Origin of the sequence: Flavobacterium profundi (assembly GCF_006491645.1) — a bacterium.
GTDB lineage: Bacteria > Bacteroidota > Bacteroidia > Flavobacteriales > Flavobacteriaceae > Flavobacterium > Flavobacterium profundi.
Window position 1 is genome coordinate 336,478 of sequence record NZ_VDCZ01000001.1, and the last position, 18,848, is coordinate 355,325.

General features: G+C 32.1%; 17 protein-coding genes. 3 read left to right on the top strand and 14 right to left on the bottom strand.

What is annotated here, in order from left to right; genetic code table 11:
- Positions 1-13 precede the first annotated feature (13 nt).
- From FHG05_RS01730 to FHG05_RS01750, 5 genes are all read right to left on the bottom strand, one after another.
- Positions 14-2,839: a T9SS type A sorting domain-containing protein gene (locus FHG05_RS01730; protein ID WP_140996276.1), complete on the bottom strand. Its 2,826-nt coding sequence runs from the start codon at positions 2,837-2,839 to the stop codon at positions 14-16.
- 358 nt (positions 2,840-3,197) lie between these two features.
- On the bottom strand, positions 3,198-3,842 hold the full coding sequence (locus FHG05_RS01735) for an MIP/aquaporin family protein (protein ID WP_181369128.1): 645 nt from the start codon (positions 3,840-3,842) through the stop codon (positions 3,198-3,200).
- Positions 3,832-4,449, bottom strand: a complete 618-nt coding sequence (locus FHG05_RS01740; RefSeq protein WP_140996278.1) for an arsenate-mycothiol transferase ArsC — start codon at positions 4,447-4,449, stop codon at positions 3,832-3,834. The genes FHG05_RS01735 and FHG05_RS01740 overlap by 11 nt, the downstream gene beginning before the upstream one ends.
- A 158-nt stretch (positions 4,450-4,607) precedes the next feature.
- Positions 4,608-5,081 carry a DUF6428 family protein gene (locus FHG05_RS01745; protein WP_140996279.1) on the bottom strand — a complete coding sequence of 158 codons (474 nt, stop codon included), beginning with the start codon at positions 5,079-5,081 and terminating at the stop codon, positions 4,608-4,610.
- Positions 5,082-5,111: 30 nt separating this feature from the next.
- Entirely contained in the window at positions 5,112-5,435 is a 324-nt protein-coding gene (locus tag FHG05_RS01750; RefSeq protein WP_140996280.1) for an ArsR/SmtB family transcription factor, read from the bottom strand.
- A 279-nt stretch (positions 5,436-5,714) separates the two neighbouring features.
- On the opposite strand from FHG05_RS01750, the gene FHG05_RS01755 reads away from it, so the two are divergent.
- Entirely contained in the window at positions 5,715-6,620 is a 906-nt protein-coding gene (locus FHG05_RS01755) for a hypothetical protein (protein ID WP_140996281.1), read from the top strand.
- 63 nt (positions 6,621-6,683) lie between these two features.
- On the opposite strand, the gene rpsA is transcribed toward FHG05_RS01755, so the two are convergent.
- Complete coding sequence (rpsA, locus tag FHG05_RS01760; RefSeq protein ID WP_140996282.1) at positions 6,684-8,450, bottom strand: 30S ribosomal protein S1; 1,767 nt, start codon at positions 8,448-8,450, stop codon at positions 6,684-6,686.
- Between the two features lie 259 nt (positions 8,451-8,709).
- Between rpsA and FHG05_RS01765 the strand changes: the two genes are divergently transcribed.
- Complete coding sequence (locus FHG05_RS01765; RefSeq protein WP_140996283.1) at positions 8,710-9,105, top strand: VOC family protein; 396 nt, start codon at positions 8,710-8,712, stop codon at positions 9,103-9,105.
- Here the strand turns inward: FHG05_RS01765 and cmk are convergent.
- The 6 genes from cmk to FHG05_RS01795 all read right to left on the bottom strand — a co-directional run bounded on the left by cmk (position 9,102) and on the right by FHG05_RS01795 (position 16,574).
- On the bottom strand, positions 9,102-9,791 hold the full coding sequence (cmk, locus tag FHG05_RS01770; protein WP_140996284.1) for a (d)CMP kinase: 690 nt from the start codon (positions 9,789-9,791) through the stop codon (positions 9,102-9,104). The two genes, FHG05_RS01765 and cmk, sit on opposite strands and share 4 nt — an antisense overlap.
- Before the next feature lie 31 nt (positions 9,792-9,822).
- Positions 9,823-10,842 (bottom strand): type IX secretion system protein PorQ, encoded by a 1,020-nt coding sequence (porQ, locus tag FHG05_RS01775; RefSeq protein WP_140996285.1) that lies wholly within the window; start codon positions 10,840-10,842, stop codon positions 9,823-9,825.
- A gap of 117 nt (positions 10,843-10,959) precedes the next feature.
- Positions 10,960-13,416 (bottom strand): endopeptidase La, encoded by a 2,457-nt coding sequence (gene lon, locus FHG05_RS01780; protein WP_140996286.1) that lies wholly within the window; start codon positions 13,414-13,416, stop codon positions 10,960-10,962.
- 193 nt (positions 13,417-13,609) lie between these two features.
- Positions 13,610-14,368: a hypothetical protein gene (locus tag FHG05_RS01785; RefSeq protein WP_140996287.1), complete on the bottom strand. Its 759-nt coding sequence runs from the start codon at positions 14,366-14,368 to the stop codon at positions 13,610-13,612.
- 35 nt (positions 14,369-14,403) lie between these two features.
- Positions 14,404-15,693 carry an MFS transporter gene (locus tag FHG05_RS01790; protein ID WP_140996288.1) on the bottom strand — a complete coding sequence of 430 codons (1,290 nt, stop codon included), beginning with the start codon at positions 15,691-15,693 and terminating at the stop codon, positions 14,404-14,406.
- 62 nt (positions 15,694-15,755) lie between these two features.
- Positions 15,756-16,574, bottom strand: a complete 819-nt coding sequence (locus FHG05_RS01795) for a M48 family metallopeptidase (RefSeq protein ID WP_140996289.1) — start codon at positions 16,572-16,574, stop codon at positions 15,756-15,758.
- A 104-nt stretch (positions 16,575-16,678) separates the two neighbouring features.
- Between FHG05_RS01795 and FHG05_RS01800 the strand changes: the two genes are divergently transcribed.
- Complete coding sequence (locus FHG05_RS01800; protein WP_140996290.1) at positions 16,679-17,539, top strand: alpha/beta fold hydrolase; 861 nt, start codon at positions 16,679-16,681, stop codon at positions 17,537-17,539.
- Between the two features lie 72 nt (positions 17,540-17,611).
- Here the strand turns inward: FHG05_RS01800 and FHG05_RS01805 are convergent, their stop codons facing one another.
- Positions 17,612-18,172, bottom strand: a complete 561-nt coding sequence (locus FHG05_RS01805; RefSeq protein WP_140996291.1) for a chalcone isomerase family protein — start codon at positions 18,170-18,172, stop codon at positions 17,612-17,614.
- Between the two features lie 96 nt (positions 18,173-18,268).
- Positions 18,269-18,832 (bottom strand): chalcone isomerase family protein, encoded by a 564-nt coding sequence (locus FHG05_RS01810; protein ID WP_140996292.1) that lies wholly within the window; start codon positions 18,830-18,832, stop codon positions 18,269-18,271.
- Positions 18,833-18,848: the final 16 nt, after the last annotated feature.

The window sequence follows — 18,848 nt, forward strand, 5'->3', positions numbered from 1 at the left end:
AACTTGACAATCTTTATTGTTTAACAATCTTACAATTGCTTATTCCATTTTTACCAGATAATTGAACAAAATAAATTCCTGAATGAAAATCAGCTGTATTAATTGTTATTTTTTGCTGATTATTACATTTTTCTTTAAGTATTATTTGCCCAGTACTGTTCATAATCACTATATTTTCAAACAATCCTGCTGATTGCATTTCAATCGTTGCTTCATTCGTAACAGGGTTTGGATACACACTATATAAAGCATTTAAAACATTTTCATTTTTCCCCATTTCATTAGCCATTCTTGATGTACTAGCATTACAACTACCCATTACGAAATTCATTTTGTCATTAGCTGTATTGTTTTCTCCTCCAGTCGGCAAACTGTAGGTGTAATAAAAATAAATTGTTTGACCTGAAGTAGCGTTAATTTTAAAAGGAACATTCGGTTGTGCTAAATAACCTGGATACGTAGCATTTAAAGCAGTGCTGTAATATAAAATAAGGGTTGTATTTCCTATTCCTGTTCTATTAGGAACAAAAGTTAAGAAAGAACCTTCTGAATTATTGGTAATGGTAACATTAAAATCTCCATTCGCCGCTACTCTTGTACAAGACCCTACTGGAGGTGGCGGAGGAGTTTGAGAAGCTTCTGTAAATGTAAATTGCTCCCAAGTATCTTGAGAATCGGTACCAACTTGTTTTAAAACACCAGCACTATTCAATTGCAACCTTCTTAAATTGCTTTCTAAAGTAGTCAAATAAAATTTACCATTACCAGCTGGTGTAATTTGCCATCTTTCCCAAGTACCTGCATAACTACTAGGTTGCATGTCGGTAAAATCGGTATTATCAGAACGCAATCTCGGATTTCCTTGACCTCCAACACAATCAATGTAGTAACTATTATTGGGAGCAGCAGTAAACTTCCACTCTACTGTTGATCCTGTTGTTGTTATTGCTGCACTAAAAGGATCTTCTGAACCATTAGCACCAATTCTTTTATTATGAAAGGGATTCGCTATATAGTAGGTTTTATTTGGATCGGGAACAAAAGTTGAAACTGTAGTTACTGTTACATTAAATGTTACATTAGTTGTTGTTCCGCAAGCATTTGTAAAAGTAGCTGTATAATTTCCTGCTTGATTAGATTGTATATTTGAAATTGTTATTTCTCTAGTTGTTGCAGCAAAATTATTTGGCCCTGTCCATGACCAACTTCCGCCAGTCGTAGGTTGCGGTCCAAATGTAATGCTATTCCCAGACTGCAATGAAACAGTAGTATTTGAAGTCCAATTTTGTCCATTAATAGCATAATAAGGTGTAATTGCAGTAGGTTGACAAACTGTTGTATTTCCGTCTACCCAAACAATATCATCAATAGCAAATTGAAAATTGGAAGTAGGAATAGCACCATCGTTTCCTATTCTAAACATATACGACATATCTTGAAAAGCAACCAGACCTCCTAAATCGCTTATTGGAATTGTCACCTGACCCCATTCTCCATTACGCACTAAACCATATTTAGTTTGTCCTGCAGGAAAATTCACTTGAGCTGCATTCGTATAATTATCATTTACACCAATAAAAAAAGATACATTTGCTGGTATTTTAATTTTAAATTTCAATGAACCATTCGCTGTATAACTGGACATATTCTTACCAAATAAAGTAGTAATTCCAGCTCCAAACCAACCTTTAGAACTATCATTTGTAAACGATAACACATTTGCACCTTCAGCTGGTGCTATAGCATTATTTTCAATTAAGGTTTCACCAAAAATATAAAACTCTGAATCTGAACCAAAAGTTAGTTTTTTAGTTGTTGGTGTAGTATCCGTAAAAACACCAAAAGTTCCGTTTTCAGCAGGAATAGTTCCATCCGAAAGCGCAACACTTCCATATCCATTCCATTTGTGTACACGCACATAATCCACATACATTTTACCAGGAAGCGGTGCCGTTACTGCTCCATTAGAAGAAACACCTGGTAAAGTTCCACCTACTGCTAAATTCAGTAACATATAAAAAGGTCTTGTAAAAGGAGCTGTTACAGAATTATTAGCATCAATTGGAAAAGGATTTTCATATAAATCATATTCATTGGCACCATCTACAACCGTAAAACGAATTTGTGTGGGTTCCCAATAAATTCTATATTTTACAAATCGATCGTTTAAAGGAGCTGCTGCCACATAGGGTTTATTATAATTTACGTCAGAAGCAATATTCCCAACGCCACCAGGAACAGGAAAAAAAGTATTGGCACCTACATACGTATTCACGGTTGAAGACGTTGCACCTTGCTCATTTCTTGCTGCCTGACTAAATCCCATTTCCATCATATCAATTTCACCTTTTGCTGGCCAAGCTAAATTAGAAGTTCCCAGCATCCATACAGCTGGCCATAAACCTTGATTAAGATTAGGTACACGTACACGCACTTCTACCATACCATAATGAATGGCAACTTTATTATCGCTATTAATTTTACCTGAAGTAAAAACTCTTGAACCCGAAACTTGATTTTTAGCTTCTAATACTAATGCTTTATTTCCTGCTTCACCAGGAACATCTCCAATATAAACATTGTTCGCTTCATAAGACTGTAATTCTTGATTTCCCCAACCACACAATCCAATATTACAACCATCCCCAATATCTTTAGTCCATTGTGAAGTATTAAAAGTATTGAAATTATCTTCCCAAATAACAGGACCAATTTGAGAATACGAAGAAGCGGTTATCAATAAAAATCCAGTAATAAATAAACAGAATTTAATTTTAGATTCCCTTAGGACAGATAAAATACCTTTCCTTAAAAAGTAGTAAAAATCATTTTTTTTCATAATATATAGAGTTTGTTTTGTTTGCTATCATAAAATACAATCATAATCGCTATTAACCATACCTAAATTATGGTATCAAAAAAAAATAGCTTAATTTTTTATGATATTCCAAAAATAATGTTAAAAAAATAAGCAATAAATAAAATCAAGGCTATAAAAAATATACAACAACCATTTAACATCTTCTACATCTTAAAATGTTAAAATAAAAAGTATTTCATCGATTTTTTTATACACTTTAAAGAAAAAAGACTAATTATTGACCTTTTCAAATTAAACTTTAAAGTTTTTAAAATTAAAAATGTATAGGTAATGTTGAGTAAATCTTCTTTTACATAAAGCTATATTAAAAGAAGATTTACCTTTTTGAATTAAAGAAACGATATATCAAAAGAAAAAACAGCATCCCGGATGTTGGTGCTAAAAAATAGAGCCATAAAAAATTAATAGTACCCGAAATAATAGATGGGCCAAAACTTCTTGCGGGATTCATTGAAGCTCCACAAATAGGGCCTGCCAACCAGGCTTCTAAAAAAACGGTAAACCCAATTAAAAGAGGCGCCCATTTCTTTAAAGACATAACATTCGTTATCACAATAACACCCATTAAAATAAAGCTAATCCCAAATTCAAGAAAAAAAGATTCCCAAACACTTCCACTTGGAATAGTATTTCCTAATTTTTGATTGAATGGAAAAATATAATGAAGCAATAAACTAGCCAAGACCGCTCCAAACAATTGAAAAAAAATATAGAATAGTGTTTTTTTAATTTCAATGTTTTTATTAAAATAGAATGTTACCGTTACCGCAGGATTAATATGGCAGTCTGAAAACTTACCTAAAAAATGAACCAAAATCCATACAGTTACCCCAAAAACTACACCTATACCAAAAGCCTGAATAACACCATTATATTCTTCACTAATGATAATAGATCCAGTTCCAAAAAACACCAATAAAAACGTACCCAAAAACTCAGCCCAATAATTTTTATTTTCCATTTTTAATCTTTGAAAACACATACGCCATTTCAGTTGCTATTTCAATACTTTTATCCCAATAACCTTGTTGCATTTCATTCGTATTATCAAATTTTTTAGGGTCATCATATTGAACAGAAAAGCGTTTTTCAGCACCTGAGACAAAAGGACAAGCCTCATTAGCAGAAGAACATGTCATGATAGCTGCAAAATTTGAACTCGGATTGAATGTATGCTGTAAGGTTTTTGAAAAAGCAATAACAGCTGGTTCATTAACATTAAACTTTATAGCATAAATAGGATTTGTTCCTTCATCTAGCTTTTCAGATTCAAAACCTTGTTTTTTTAGCGTTTCTGCTATCATATAAAACAAAGCCGTAGCTTCTGTTCCTGCTGAATAACAAGTCACATTAGATATTTCATAGTAAAAAGCCATGGTTTGCGCCCAAATTTGAGACAAATGACTTCTACGTGAATTATGGGTGCAAATAAAATTAAGCCTAATTTTTTCCTGATGATTCACTTTCTCTTGAATATAATCAATTAAAGGTTGCAACACCTCTTTTCTATCTTTTGAAAGTGTATCAAATGACAAAGTCAGTAAGGTTTTTTCTAATTTTTCTAACATATTTTTTTATTTAGCCCAGACTGGAGTAACTATCCTTTAGCAGTTGAAAACGTAGTTTTTATCTTTTTTTAAAAGCGACAACAGAAGCTTTTAGAAAAGAGAATAAAACAGTTTGAAACCAAAAAGATAGTACAAAAGGCTGGATAAGCTTCTTATACTTAACAACAACCCGAACCAGGAGCACAGGAATTTTCTTTTGCTTTCCATTCTCCTATTTTTACTTTCTTTTTTTCCTGTGGAATTCCGCAAGAGTCACTTGCCAAACAAGTAGTTAATTTAGAGGTTAACAAGAAGTTATTGCCATCAAAATCTAGGCTAAATTTTCCAATAGTATCTGGCATTTGATATTCTACTTCAATTTCTAAATCTTCCATACCAATAATTTTTTCTGACAGTTCAATGATATGAATCAACTTTTCGGGATGCAAACGATGATCATAATCATTCGCTTCCCATAATTGAAAATTTACTACCTCTTCTTTTCGAACCGTTCCCCCACAATCGATAAAATATTTCGATACTTTTCCCACCTCAGTAACATGAAAATGAGAAGGAACTAATTGACCATTAGGCAATTGAAAAGCAATTACAGACAAGTCTTTTAAAGCGTTTTTTATTTCTGATAATTTCATAATAGTATTATTTTGAGTAATAAATTAAGTTTAGCAACATTTATTTTGCAACTGATTTATGAGTCGGTTAAAGTAGTCTTCAATCATTTTTAGCGTATCTGGATTTAAGCAATAACAAATGGCTGTACCTTCTATGGTACCTTTTATAATATTGGCATTTTTCAATTCTTTTAGATGTTGAGAAACGGTTGGTTGAGCTAAAGGCAATTCGTTCACAATGTCGCCACAAATACAACTATCCACTTGTAGTAAATACTGGATAATTGCAATTCTTGCAGGATGTGACATGGCTTTAAAAAGCGTTGCCAATTGATTTTGCTGCTCGGTAAAAAATTCTGATTTAGAAACTCCCATGAGTATTTAAATTTATTTTTTGGTATAATTTAAAAACGATTCTCGATACAATTTTACAAGTAAAAATTAGCATTTTTACTTTATAAAATCACTCGAATTGACGTTTTATAATCATTATCAATTATTATATTGCAATATTACGATATAATAATATATAAAACAATAAATGAATCAATTTTAACACTTAAGATACATATTTACAAGGAGTTGTTACATGAATAGGCATATCTTGAAAAACAATACTATAATTTTACTATTCAAACATTTAAAACAAAAAATATGAAAAAATTAAGCCTTTGTATTAGCAGCTTATTTTGCTTGCTAACACTATCTTGTCAAGATGATTTCAAGGAAATTGAAACCACACAAAAAGAAGTAAAAAAAACCACTTCCGAAGAAAGGCCAACAGCTTGCCCATCGTTATTTGCATTAGTATCACCTGCAAACGGAACTGGAAGTCCGATTTTACCAAATATCCAATCTTTTATTTTTAAAATAGATTTAGGTACGAGTCCTGTAGGTTACACATTTGTCTCTCAGATAAAAATCGGAGGAAAACCTGTTACTTGCGTTACAGGAATCACAGATATGTCAGGCACAACCGATTTTGCTTGGGCTGTAACAGGAATAAATTCCAATTTTCCCAAAAAATTATTAAAGGTTCATATTCCAACAGGCAACTCTAGTATCGCTTATACTACAACCGATTATCTTCAGGATATTGAAAATTTAGATCCAACAACATTAGTTGGTATAAAAGAAGGTAGTTCACAAATCTTAAAATTAGACCTGTCTTCTGGCTCTTGTTCCCCTTTTGCTCCAAGTGGTTTTCCTTCTCAATACAATGGTTTAACCATAGCAAGTGGAAAATTATATGCCATCTCTGGCAATACGAACTTTATTTGCCCATCTAGAAGAGGTGATATTTTTGAATACGAATTAACAGGAGGTGATTACATAAACAAATATTCTTATAAGTCTTCCGTAGCCAGTTATACTATGAAAGAATTGGGACTTCATTTCGATTTTTGCTATGGTAAAGGGTGTGTTATAGGTAGTGCGCAAGCTATAATATCTAACAATACTAATATAAAACCTTGTATTACACCTTATCCTAGTTTTTTATTGAACACGGTTACCACACATCAAAATTATCATGGTATCTATGATTTTATGACCAAGTAATAGCCATAAAAAAACTCCCAATATTATATTGGGAGTTTTCATTATTATAAAGAAAAAGAATTATTATTTTTCTCCTTTTTCCATTTTAGCTTTTAATTCAGCTAATGCATCAATATCACCTAAAGTTGATTTCTCAACATTATTTGATGAAGAAACATTTGTTTCAACAGCTTTAGCTGCTTTTTCTTCTTCTTCACGGAAGATAGCTGTATGAGAAGCCACTACTCTTTTGAATTCTTTATTGAACTCAATAACTTTAAAGTCTGCAGTATCTCCTTTTTTCAATTTTTTACCATCTTCTTTCTCTAAATGACGTGTTGGAATGAAAGCCACTACATCATCACCGAAATCTACAGTTGCACCTTTGTCAACGATTTCTCCGATAGTTCCATTATGAATAGTACCTACAGCAAAAGCATCTTCATGTTTATCCCATGGGTTTTCAGTAGTTTGTTTGTGACCTAAAGATAATTTACGTCCTTCCACATCCAACTCTAAAACAACCACTTCCATTTTGTCACCTACGTTTACAAATTCAGATGGGTGTTTAATTTTCTTAGTCCAAGATAAATCAGAGATATATACTAAACCATCGATTCCTTCTTCTAACTCTACGAAAATACCAAAGTTTGTGAAGTTTCTAACGATACCTGTATGTTTAGAACCTACTGGGTATTTAGCAGTGATATCAGTCCATGGATCTTGCGTCATTTGCTTGATACCTAAAGACATTTTTCTTTCTTCTCTATCTAAAGTTAAGATAACTGCTTCTACTTCATCACCAATTTTCATGAAATCTTGTGCACTTCTTAAGTGAGTTGACCAAGACATTTCAGAAACGTGGATTAAACCTTCAACACCTTCAGCTACTTCAATGAAAGCACCGTAATCTGCTAAAACAACAACTTTACCTTTAACTTTATCACCAACATTTAAATCAGCACTTAAAGCATCCCAAGGGTGCGCGTTTAATTGTTTTAAACCTAATTGAATTCTTGTTTTCTCATCATCGAAATCAAGGATTACAACGTTTAATTTTTGATCTAACTCAAGAACTTCGCTTGGGTGATTGATTCTAGACCAAGATAAGTCTGTAATATGGATTAATCCATCTACACCACCTAAGTCAATGAACACACCGTAAGAAGTAATGTTTTTAACCACACCTTCTAAAACTTGTCCTTTTTCTAATTGACCAATAATTTCTTTCTTTTGCTCTTCGATATCTGCCTCGATAAGTGCTTTGTGAGAAACAACTACGTTTTTGAACTCATGGTTAATTTTTACCACTTTAAATTCCATAGTTTTGTTCACATACTGATCGTAATCACGGATTGGTTTTACGTCAATTTGAGAACCTGGTAAGAATGCTTCAATTCCGAAAACATCTACAATCATACCACCTTTAGTTCTGCATTTTACAAAACCATTCACGATTTCTCCAGACTCATGAGCAGCAATAACTCTATCCCAAGCTTTGATAGTTCTTGCTTTTCTGTGAGACAATACTAATTGACCTGTTTTATCCTCACGAATATCAATAAGTACTTCTACTTTATCACCAACTTTTAAGTTAGGATTGTAACGAAATTCGTTTAAAGAGATAACACCTTCAGATTTAGCATTGATATCAACAATAGCGTCTCTATCAGTAATTCTAACTACAGTACCTACTACTACTTCCTCATCCTTAGTATCGATAAAAGTTTTAGATACTAGGTCTTCAAATTCTTGTAAGTTTTTCTCATCTACTACATCAATACCTTCTTGGTAGTTGTGCCAGTTAAAATTTGCTAAAAACTCTTCTTGTGTTTTGTTAATTTCAGACATATGCTGATTTAAAAATTTGTATGTTGTGCTCTTACGGGTTTTTTTATACAGATTAAAAACAACAACAGTGTTTGTATAAATTATTGATTCCTAATGAAAACCCAATTCTGTCAAAAGGTGTGCAAAATTACAAATAATTTATTAATTAACAAACATTTAGAACAAGAAAACTACATGTAATTGACATGAAAAATTATTTCGTAGGAAACCAATAAAAAACTGATGCTAAAAAATGTATTTTTATAACCAAAAAAATCATATGCATCAACATATCGCACACATTACTTTAGTTGTAAAAGATTATGATGAAGCGCTTGCTTTTTACACAAAAAAGTTACATTTTGAAATCATAGAAGACACTTTTATCAGTGCTGAAAAAAGGTGGGTTCGTATCGCTCCCAAAAACAGCAAAGCGTGTTGTCTTTTACTTGCCAAAGCAGCAAATGAAACACAAAAAGAATACATTGGCAACCAAACAGGCGGTCGAGTGTTTTTATTTCTGTATACCAATAACTTTTGGGAGGATTACCAACAAATGAAACGCAATGATATTCATTTTTTAGAAGAACCTAGAAAAGAACCGTACGGAACTGTTGTAGTTTTCCAAGATTTATATGGCAATAAATGGGATTTGATTGAACCTAATATTTCTTAAACGGACAACTTTTCAGCTACCAATTGCATCACCAATTCAAACTGCTCTTTTTTACTCATAGCTGAATTATCAATTTCAATAGCATCATCCGCTTTTACTAATGGCGAATCTTCTCTATGTGTATCAATATAATCGCGTTGTTGCACATTTTGAAGTACCTCGTCGAAAGTAACGCTCTGTCCTTTTTCCAGTAACTCATCAAATCTCCTTTGCGCTCTGGTTTCTGCAGAAGCATTCATAAACAGTTTTAATTCAGCATCTGGAAACACAACCGTACCAATATCTCTTCCATCCATTACGATAGCTTTGTTTTTTCCCATCGCTTGCTGTTGTTCTACCAATTTAGCTCTAACTTGAGATATTTCAGCAATGCGACTTACATTTCTTGAAACTTCAATAGTACGAATTGCCTGCTCTACATTTTCTCCATTCAAATACATTTCCGCAAAACCCAAAGCAGGATTGAATTGAAATTGCAATTGAATCTTTGATAATTGGGAAACCAAACTCTCTTTGTCTAGAAAATCTTCCGAAACCAAATTATTAAGCATGGCATAATACGTAACTGCTCTATACATGGCACCTGTATCTACATACACATACCCTAATTCTTTCGCTACTTGCTTTGCCAAAGTACTTTTTCCAGTAGATGAAAAACCATCAATTGCTATTGTAATTTTTTTCAAAATGTTTTATTTTTTTAGTAACCAATATTTGTTACTCTAAATTTATCATTAAACCAAACAAGTTTGTGCTGGCTGCTAATGTATATCTTGAATAAGAATAATCAAACTTTATTTTACCAAATCGTAAGCCAAAACCAGCAGATATTCCAGCAAAACTGCGTTGGTCCAAAATTTTCAATTCCTGACCTCTTCTGAAATTATATCCCAAACGAATATTAAACCCTTTTTCTGGAAATAATTCAGCGCCCATAATTACATGTCGCAACGCATTATTAAAAAAGGATACTTTTTCTTCATTGGTTTCTCCATCCAAAGTTGTTTCTGCTCTATTTGGATTGGAAAATGCAATATTCCATTGTTGCAAATTTTCCAAAGTTAAATGCCAACGAATAGGTACATTCTCTAATAATTGCGAAATTCCAGCATCTATAGACAAGGGCAGTTTTTCCCTTACATCTTGATAGGGTGTAATTTGAAAACCCAAATTACGAACCGACAAGCCATAATTGATATCATTTTTCTCATCCACATACAAGAAACCTAAATCTGTTGCAACACCCCATGAATTATAGGATTCCAAAGTAGAAGAAATCAACTTCACATTAGTACCTACATACATCGTTGTCCAAGGAATATTGTAAGCATAACCTAAAGACAAAGCCGCTTCACTACCTGTGAAATCCGAAGTTAGGTTTCCTAGTTCATCTCTTCCTTCAAAACTTCCATAATTAATATAGTTGATACCTGCGTGAAAGGTTTGTACATGTTGGTCCCAAGTATACGCATAAGCAGCCGTTCCATAAGAAACTTCTCCATAATAGTTCCCATAATTTACAGCCAAACGATTACTCATTTCCCCATTTATAGTTGCTGGATTATAAAAGGCTTGATTTACATCATAATCTACAACAGTTACGGTTTTCCCTCCCAAAGCAGCTTGTCTGGGTGACTGTGCTAAGTTTAAAAACTGATATACATATTTACCTCCTATTTGCCCATAATGAACACTAGTGGTTAATAAGAAGAAAAGCAGTATTTTTTTTGAAACCATACTTAATATGTATAAGCTATAAACGCTGTTGCGAATATAAAATTATATATAGATATAATAAAAATAAATTCCGACTTATTTCTAAATCGGAATGTATTCATTTTTATTTATATTGAGTTATGCTTGCAACTGCTTAGCATTTTTCACTTTTTGATTTGTTATTGCTATTTCCACTACTTCACTCATTCGATCCACATAATGAAAGGTAAGACCTTTTAAATAGTCGGGCTTAATTTCATCAATGTCTCTTTTATTTTCATGACAAAGAATAATCTCTTTGATATTCGCTCTCTTAGCCGCTAGTATTTTCTCTTTAATTCCACCTACTGGCAATACTTTCCCCCTCAAAGTAATTTCTCCCGTCATTGCAATGCTTTTCTTTACTTTTCTTTGGGTATAAGTCGAAACCATAGAAGTTAACATCGCAATACCTGCACTTGGACCATCTTTTGGAGTAGCACCTTCAGGAACATGAATATGAATGTTATTATTATTAATTACTTCCGTTGGTATACCTAATATTTCATTATTCGATTTAATATATTCTAAAGCAATAGTTACCGATTCTTTCATTACAGTACCTAAATTTCCTGTCATAGTCATTGCTCCTTTTCCTTTAGAAATAGTAGATTCAATGAATAAAATATCACCTCCAACTGATGTCCATGCTAAACCAGTTACCACACCAGCCGTATCGTTATTTTCATATTTATCACGCTCTAAGCGAGGTGCTTTTAAAACCGTAAGAATATCCTCATCTGTCAAAGTTTTATTGTAATCCTCCTCAAGCGCAATTGATTTTGCTGCATGACGCACCACTTGAGCAATTTTCTTTTCCAAACCTCTAACACCTGATTCCCTAGTATAACCTACTACTATTTTTTCCAATTGCTTTTTACCAATTTGCAAATCATCAGCGCTTAAACCATGTTCTTTCAATTGTTTTGGCAACAAATGCTTTTTAGCAATTTCAACCTTTTCTTCTATAGTATAACCTGACATTTTGATGATTTCCATTCTATCTTTTAAAGCCGGTTGAATGGTAGCCATGTTATTAGATGTAGCAATAAACATTACTTTTGACAAATCATAACCCAATTCTAAGAAATTATCATGAAATTCTCCATTTTGCTCTGGATCTAACACTTCCAATAATGCTGAAGAAGGATCGCCATTAAAACTCGTTGACAATTTATCAATTTCATCTAGTACAAAAACAGGATTAGACGTTTTCGCCTTCTTAATGCTTTGAATAATCCGTCCTGGCATGGCACCAATATATGTTTTTCGATGCCCTCTAATTTCTGCTTCATCACGCATACCACCTAACGAAACACGAACATATTCTCTACCTAAAGCTTCAGCTATTGATTTTCCTATAGAAGTTTTACCAACTCCTGGAGGTCCAAAAAGGCATAAAATAGGTGATTTCATATCATTTCGCAATTTCAAGACCGCTAAATGTTCTATGATACGTTGCTTTACTTCATCTAAACCAAAATGATCTCTGTCTAGTATTTTTTGAGCTCTTTTTAAATCAAAATTGTCTTTTGAATATTCATTCCAAGGTAAATCTAAAAATAATTCCAAATAGTTTCTTTGAATTCCAAATTCTGGTGAATTTGGATTAGATCGTTGCAATTTAGAAACTTCTTTTTCGAAATGAGCCGCTACTTTTTCATCCCATTTTTTAGCCTTAGCTTTTTCTCTCATCTCTTCTATTTCCGCCTCATAAGAAACACCACCTAACTCTTCTTGAATGGTTTTCATTTGTTGGTGCAAGAAATATTCTCTTTGTTGCTGATCTAAATCAAATCGAACTTTAGATTGAATATCGTTTTTCAACTCCAATTTTTGCAACTCTAAATTCATAAAACGCAAAGTTTCTAAAGCTCTGTCTTTTAAATTATGAATAGAAAGTAAATTTTGTTTTTCAGATACTGAAAGATTCATATTTGAAGAAACAAAATTGATTAAAAAAGGATTACTCTCAATATTCTTAATTGCAAATGTAGCCTCAGTTGGAATATTTGGACTCTCTTTAATAATTTGTATCGCTAAATCTTTTATAGAATCAACTATAGTATTAAATTCTACATCATCTGCATTTGGTCTTTCTTCACTAACTTCTTTAATAGTAGCTTTTAAATAAGGTTCTTCTTGAGTAAATGCATCAATTTCAAAGCGTTTCTTTCCTTGAAGAATTACCGTGGTATTTCCATCTGGCATTTTTAAAACACGAATAATTCGCGCTACAGTACCTATATGATGTACATCGTTTGGGGTTGGCTCCTCTACCTCTTCATCAATTTGAGCAACTACTCCAATTACTTTTCCGCCAGCATTCGCATCGTTAATTAATTTTATAGACTTATCTCTACCTGCAGTAATGGGAATTACAACACCGGGAAACAAAACTGTATTTCGAAGAGAAAGAATAGGCAAATCATTTGGCAACTGCTCATTATTCATTTCTTCTTCATCTTCAGGCGTTAATAATGGAATTAATTCCGCATCTGAATTGATTTCTTGAAGTGACAAATTGTCAAATGTTAATATTTTTTGATTTGGCATAATTATAAAAGGGTCATTTTGTCATTAATAACTTTAAAATTTGTTATCATTGAATTACAAAATTAATATTAAAACATTGAATATCAACAATAATAAACAAATTTACTCATTACAAGCATAATATAAAGTCAAGATTTGTGCCATAAAAAAATCCCGAAAAGTAACTTTTCGGGATTTTTAAACTTTTATAAAATCAATACAATATATAATCTACTAGTATATTCTCATAATTTACACCACTTCCAATGTTAGTTGCTTTAATAATTCCAACATCTTTAGCATACCAATATTCAGAAACTATTGTTGTAGCAGGAACTCCAGGTACATTAGTTGTTAGATCAATTTTTACTTTGATAACATCAGCAAATACTTCATTATTTACCGTTTCTGAAACTCCTTTTGCTAAAATAGTACCTACATAGTTCGTTGTAAAAGTAATAGGTGGTATTCCAGTATAAGTTGTAGTTTGAGTATAACTTCCATTCCAAGTTCCATTAACTGGTATGTTATCTTTCAAAACAATATATTCATATCCTGTTTGTGTCCCTGTAATTCCACCAGCATCGATAACAACATCATCTGTCTTTAATTTATAGACACCCGAAGTTTTATTGACACTACTATTAACAATACCCGAACTCATGCTACCATTACCACTTTGAGGTGCAAATTTATAATACAATTGTCCATTAACCGTTTCTGTTGCAATTATTTTCATAGTAGAAGATGAACCATTTGAATCATAGGTCCATTCATTATTGATTGCTGTTGGCCAATAATCACCAGATGAAGTTCCTCCTGAATTACCTCCACTTGAACCCGACCCAGATCCATTATCTCCTCCTGAATTAACCTGTCCAGAAAGTATTGGGTCTAAAGGCTCCACTTCACTACAAGAAGCAAAAGCCACTACTAACATCATAAAAACAAATAAATTGTTGATTTTTCTCATTATGCAGAAATTATTGAGTTCTCCAAAAAATAATTTTATTTTTTTGGCACTCGGATTAATAAAAATATTCCTATTACAAAAAAGGCAGTTAAAAAAACAATAGCGTTTCTCATGGATCCAGAAATCTGATCAATGGTTGCAAAAATCCCCATACCAATTACTATTCCTATTTTTTCAGCAACATCATAGAAACTAAAATAAGAAGTTGTATCTTCGGTTACAGGCAAAAATTTCGAATACGTAGATCGCGATAAAGATTGAATTCCTCCCATTACCAGACCTACAAAACCTGCCGTTACATAAAAGTGAATAGGTTCTGTAACAAAAAAGGCAAAAACACATATTATGGCCCAAATAATATTTATAATTAACAAAGCTTTAATGTTTCCAATTTTAAAAGCCAATCTAGAAGTTAAATAAGCACCTAAAACAGCAACTAATTGGATAACTAAAATACTAACAATTAAACCTTGAGTCTTTTCACTATCTGAAGCCCAATTAATCTCTTGTTCTCCAAAATAAGTAGCGACTAACATTACAGTTTGAACCGCCATACTATAAACGAAAAAAGCTGCTAAATAACGTTTAAGCGCTAAATTATGAAAAAGCTGTTTTTGTACCTTTATTAATTCTTTAAAGCCATTAAACAGAACATGACTTGACATTTTATTATTCGTTTTATTCCCTTTAGGCAAATAGTAAAAGGTATATTGACTAAACAACAGCCACCAACCTCCAGTTAAAGCAAAAGATAATCGCATTGCTAGTAAAGAATCAGCATCTGTTTCTCTTGTTAATATTAATGCCAAACATGTAATTAACAAAATGACACTGCCAATATAGCCAAAAGAAAATCCTTTAGCACTCAAAGCATCTTGTTGTTCTTCATATGCAATATCTGGAAGATAAGAATTATAATAGACAATACTTCCCCAAAAACCAATTAACCCAAAATAAAAACAACTAATTCCCCAATAGACATTTTCAGGTGTAAACCAATACAAACCAATACAAGATAAGGCTCCTAAATAACAAAAAAACTGCATAAAACGTTTCTTATTACCCACAAAATCAGCTACTCCAGAAAGTAATGGTGATAATACAGCTACTGTTAAAAAGGCAAATGCAGTAACATAACTGATTAGAGCCGTACTTTTAAAATCCTGTCCCAAAAATGATATATTTGGATTGTCTTTGGAGTAAAGAAAACCAAAATATAAAGGAAATATACTTGAAGAAATAACTAATGAATAAACTGAATTGGCCCAATCATAAAATGCCCATGCATTTAATAATTTCTTTTCTCCTTTTTGTAATTTTTCCATAATATTTGAAATAAAAAATCCCGATTTTAAAATCGGGATTGAATATAGTTCTTTTTTTTATATTATTTAAATGTCACTCCAAATTTTGCAGCCTCTTTTTTTGCTTGGGGGATTAAATTCGTTAAATCTCTAATTCGGGTCTCATTACTTGGATGTGTACTTAATATCTCTGGAGGAGCAGAACCTGATGAAAGCGCTGACATTCTTTCCCATAATTTAACTGCATTTACAGGATCATAACCTGCAATAGCCATTAATGTTAAACCAATCATATCTGCTTCACTTTCGTGACTTCTACTAAAAGGCAACATACCACCAACTTGTGTTCCAACTCCATAAGCCTGCATAACCAATTGTTGTGTCTCCTCACTTTTATTACCAACAGCAACTTGCGCACCTACAGCACCTAACTGCTGTATTAATCCAGCACTCATTCTTTGTTGCCCGTGATTAGCTAAAGCATGAGCTACCTCGTGCCCCATAACAGCAGCAATTCCTGCATCGTCTTTACAAACTGGAAGTATACCTGTGTAAAAAACGATTTTACCGCCAGGCATACACCAAGCATTCAACTCTTTACTATCTACTAAATTATACTCCCAAGCATAACCATCTAAATAATCTGATTTTCCATTGGCATTTAACCATCTTTCTGCAGCGGTTTTAATTTTCATCCCAATAACTTCAATTTTCTTTGCTTCAGGAGTTCCTTTTATAACTTTATTTTCAGATAAAAATTGATTATACTGTTGGAAGGAAGATGGAAAAATCTGACTGTTTGGCACCAAAGCCATTGTTTTTTCTCCTGTGAAAGGGTTAGTTGCACAAGACATTGCTAGCGCAATTAACATTATGAATACGATTTTTATTTTATAGCTCATTTTTTAATTGTTTTTAACAAAGTTAGTATTTTTAAAAAATCATTTCAAATATTCCTACAAAATTTAATAGTATTTTTGCATAAATTCTTTAAATCAACACCTAAATGCCAAAAAGAAAAAAACCCATAACCAGTAATTCTATTCCCAAAACGATACTATTCTTTTTTTCCGTTTTACAAAAAATTTCAACCGTTTTAACTGTAAAGTTCGCAAGCCTACTTTTTAAAAGTCCGATAAAATATAAAATACCCAAAAGAGAATATTTGATGGATCAAAAAAGCAAACAGCAATTGGTTTACATTCCTAAGATTAAAAAACAAATAATGACATATGAATATGGAGAAGGTTCAAAAAAAATATTATTAGTTCATGGCTGGTCTGGAAGAGGCACTCAACTTGTAAAAATTGCAGACAAATTATTAGAATTAGGCTACTCAACTATTAGCTTTGATGCACCCGCACATGGTAAATCAACCGGTAGCTCTACATTGATGCCTGAATTCATAGAAAGCATACTTGAACTTGAAAAAATATATGGTCCATTTGAATATGCAATAGGACATTCCCTAGGTAGCATGTCTATACTGAATGCAATAAAAGAAGGATTACCAATTAAAAAAGCTGTCATTATTGGAAGTGGAGATAGCGTGAATGATATTCTATTGGATTTTGTTTCTAATTTAAAATTAAAATCAAATATCGCTTCCAAGATTAGAGCACATTTTGAAAAGAAATATCAGATAAACATGGAAAGTTATTCCGCTTATATTGCCGCGAAAAGTTGCAATATTCCGATTTTAGTTATTCATGATAAAAATGACGAAGATGTTCCCTATACAGCCTCTGAAAACATACACAAAAATTTAAAAAATAGCACATTATTATTGACAGAAAAATTAGGACATCGAAAAATATTAGGAAATGAGAAAGTCATTGAGGCAATATCTCATTTTTTAGAATACTAAATTTTATAAAAAATAAAAAAACACTTCATAAAATTAGAAGTGTTTTTTTTATTTTTAAGTAAGAAAATGATTTTACATTCCTAGCATAGATTTCTTCAAATCCTTATCTGCTGGATTGTTCGATAACCAAATTCCAAACAATGCCTTTTTAAAATCTTGCCCTTCAACAGATCCCTTTTTAACACCATTTTTATAAACAACTATACCTGTTCCTGCAACGTGAGCTAAAGTAAAAGAATCTCCTTTAGTAAATTTATCTGTAAAAAAAGATTTAAATTTTTCAATTCTGTCTTTCAAAGGAGCCACATTATTATTAGTTGATTTAATAAAACCTTCATCTAAAGCACCCATCATTTTTTCTGAAGACACCATTCCCGATACTACATCTAATTTTATAGCAGCCGTTTCCGTACTATTAACTACTTCAGTTCCATTTGTACTTTTCTTTGGCAAATACAAAGAACCTACATACAAATCAATCCACCATTTTTCACGAATACCTGCTCCGTTTAAAACTAATTTTTTTCCTTCTACAGTAATTGTTTCATCCAACTTAACTCCAGACACTGTCGTTTGAGCTGACGAAATCGATGTAATTAAAATAATAATAAATGTAACTAAATGCTTTTTCATAACTTGTTTTTTGTTTTTTTTGCTAATTTATATTTTTTTGTTGAAATAATTTAGGAATATTATTTTTTGTATTCATAATTATTTCAAAACATTAAATTATAAACCTAGCATTGCCTTTTTAAGCTTTTCATCTGCGGGTTTAACACATAACCAAACTCCAAACAAAGCTTTTTTGAAATCATGACCTTCTATCACACCACGTTTCACACTGTTTTTAAAAACTGTAATTCCTGTTTTAGGATTATAAACAATCATGAATTCATCATTTTCTTTCATTGTGCTATCAAAAAAAGAAATAAATTTATCTATTTCCGCTTTTAAAGCTGCAGTACTTCCGTTCATAGAATTTTGAAATCCTTCATCAAACATTTCTTTCATTCGTTCTGCTTTTAATAATCCAGAAACCACATTTATTTTAATAATTGCTGGTTCTGTACTATTAATGATTTGATCCGCATTGGTTGTTTTTGTAGGCACATACAAAGATGCTACATACATATCAATCCACATTCTTTCTTTGATACCAGCACCATTAAGTACTAAACGGTTGCCTCCAAAAGATAAAGTTTCATAAACACTAACACCAGACAACTTCGATTGAGCACTTGTGTAAACAAGGGGTAATAATGTTAAAGTTAGCAGTAGGTAAAGTTTTCTCATAGTTTAAATTCATTAA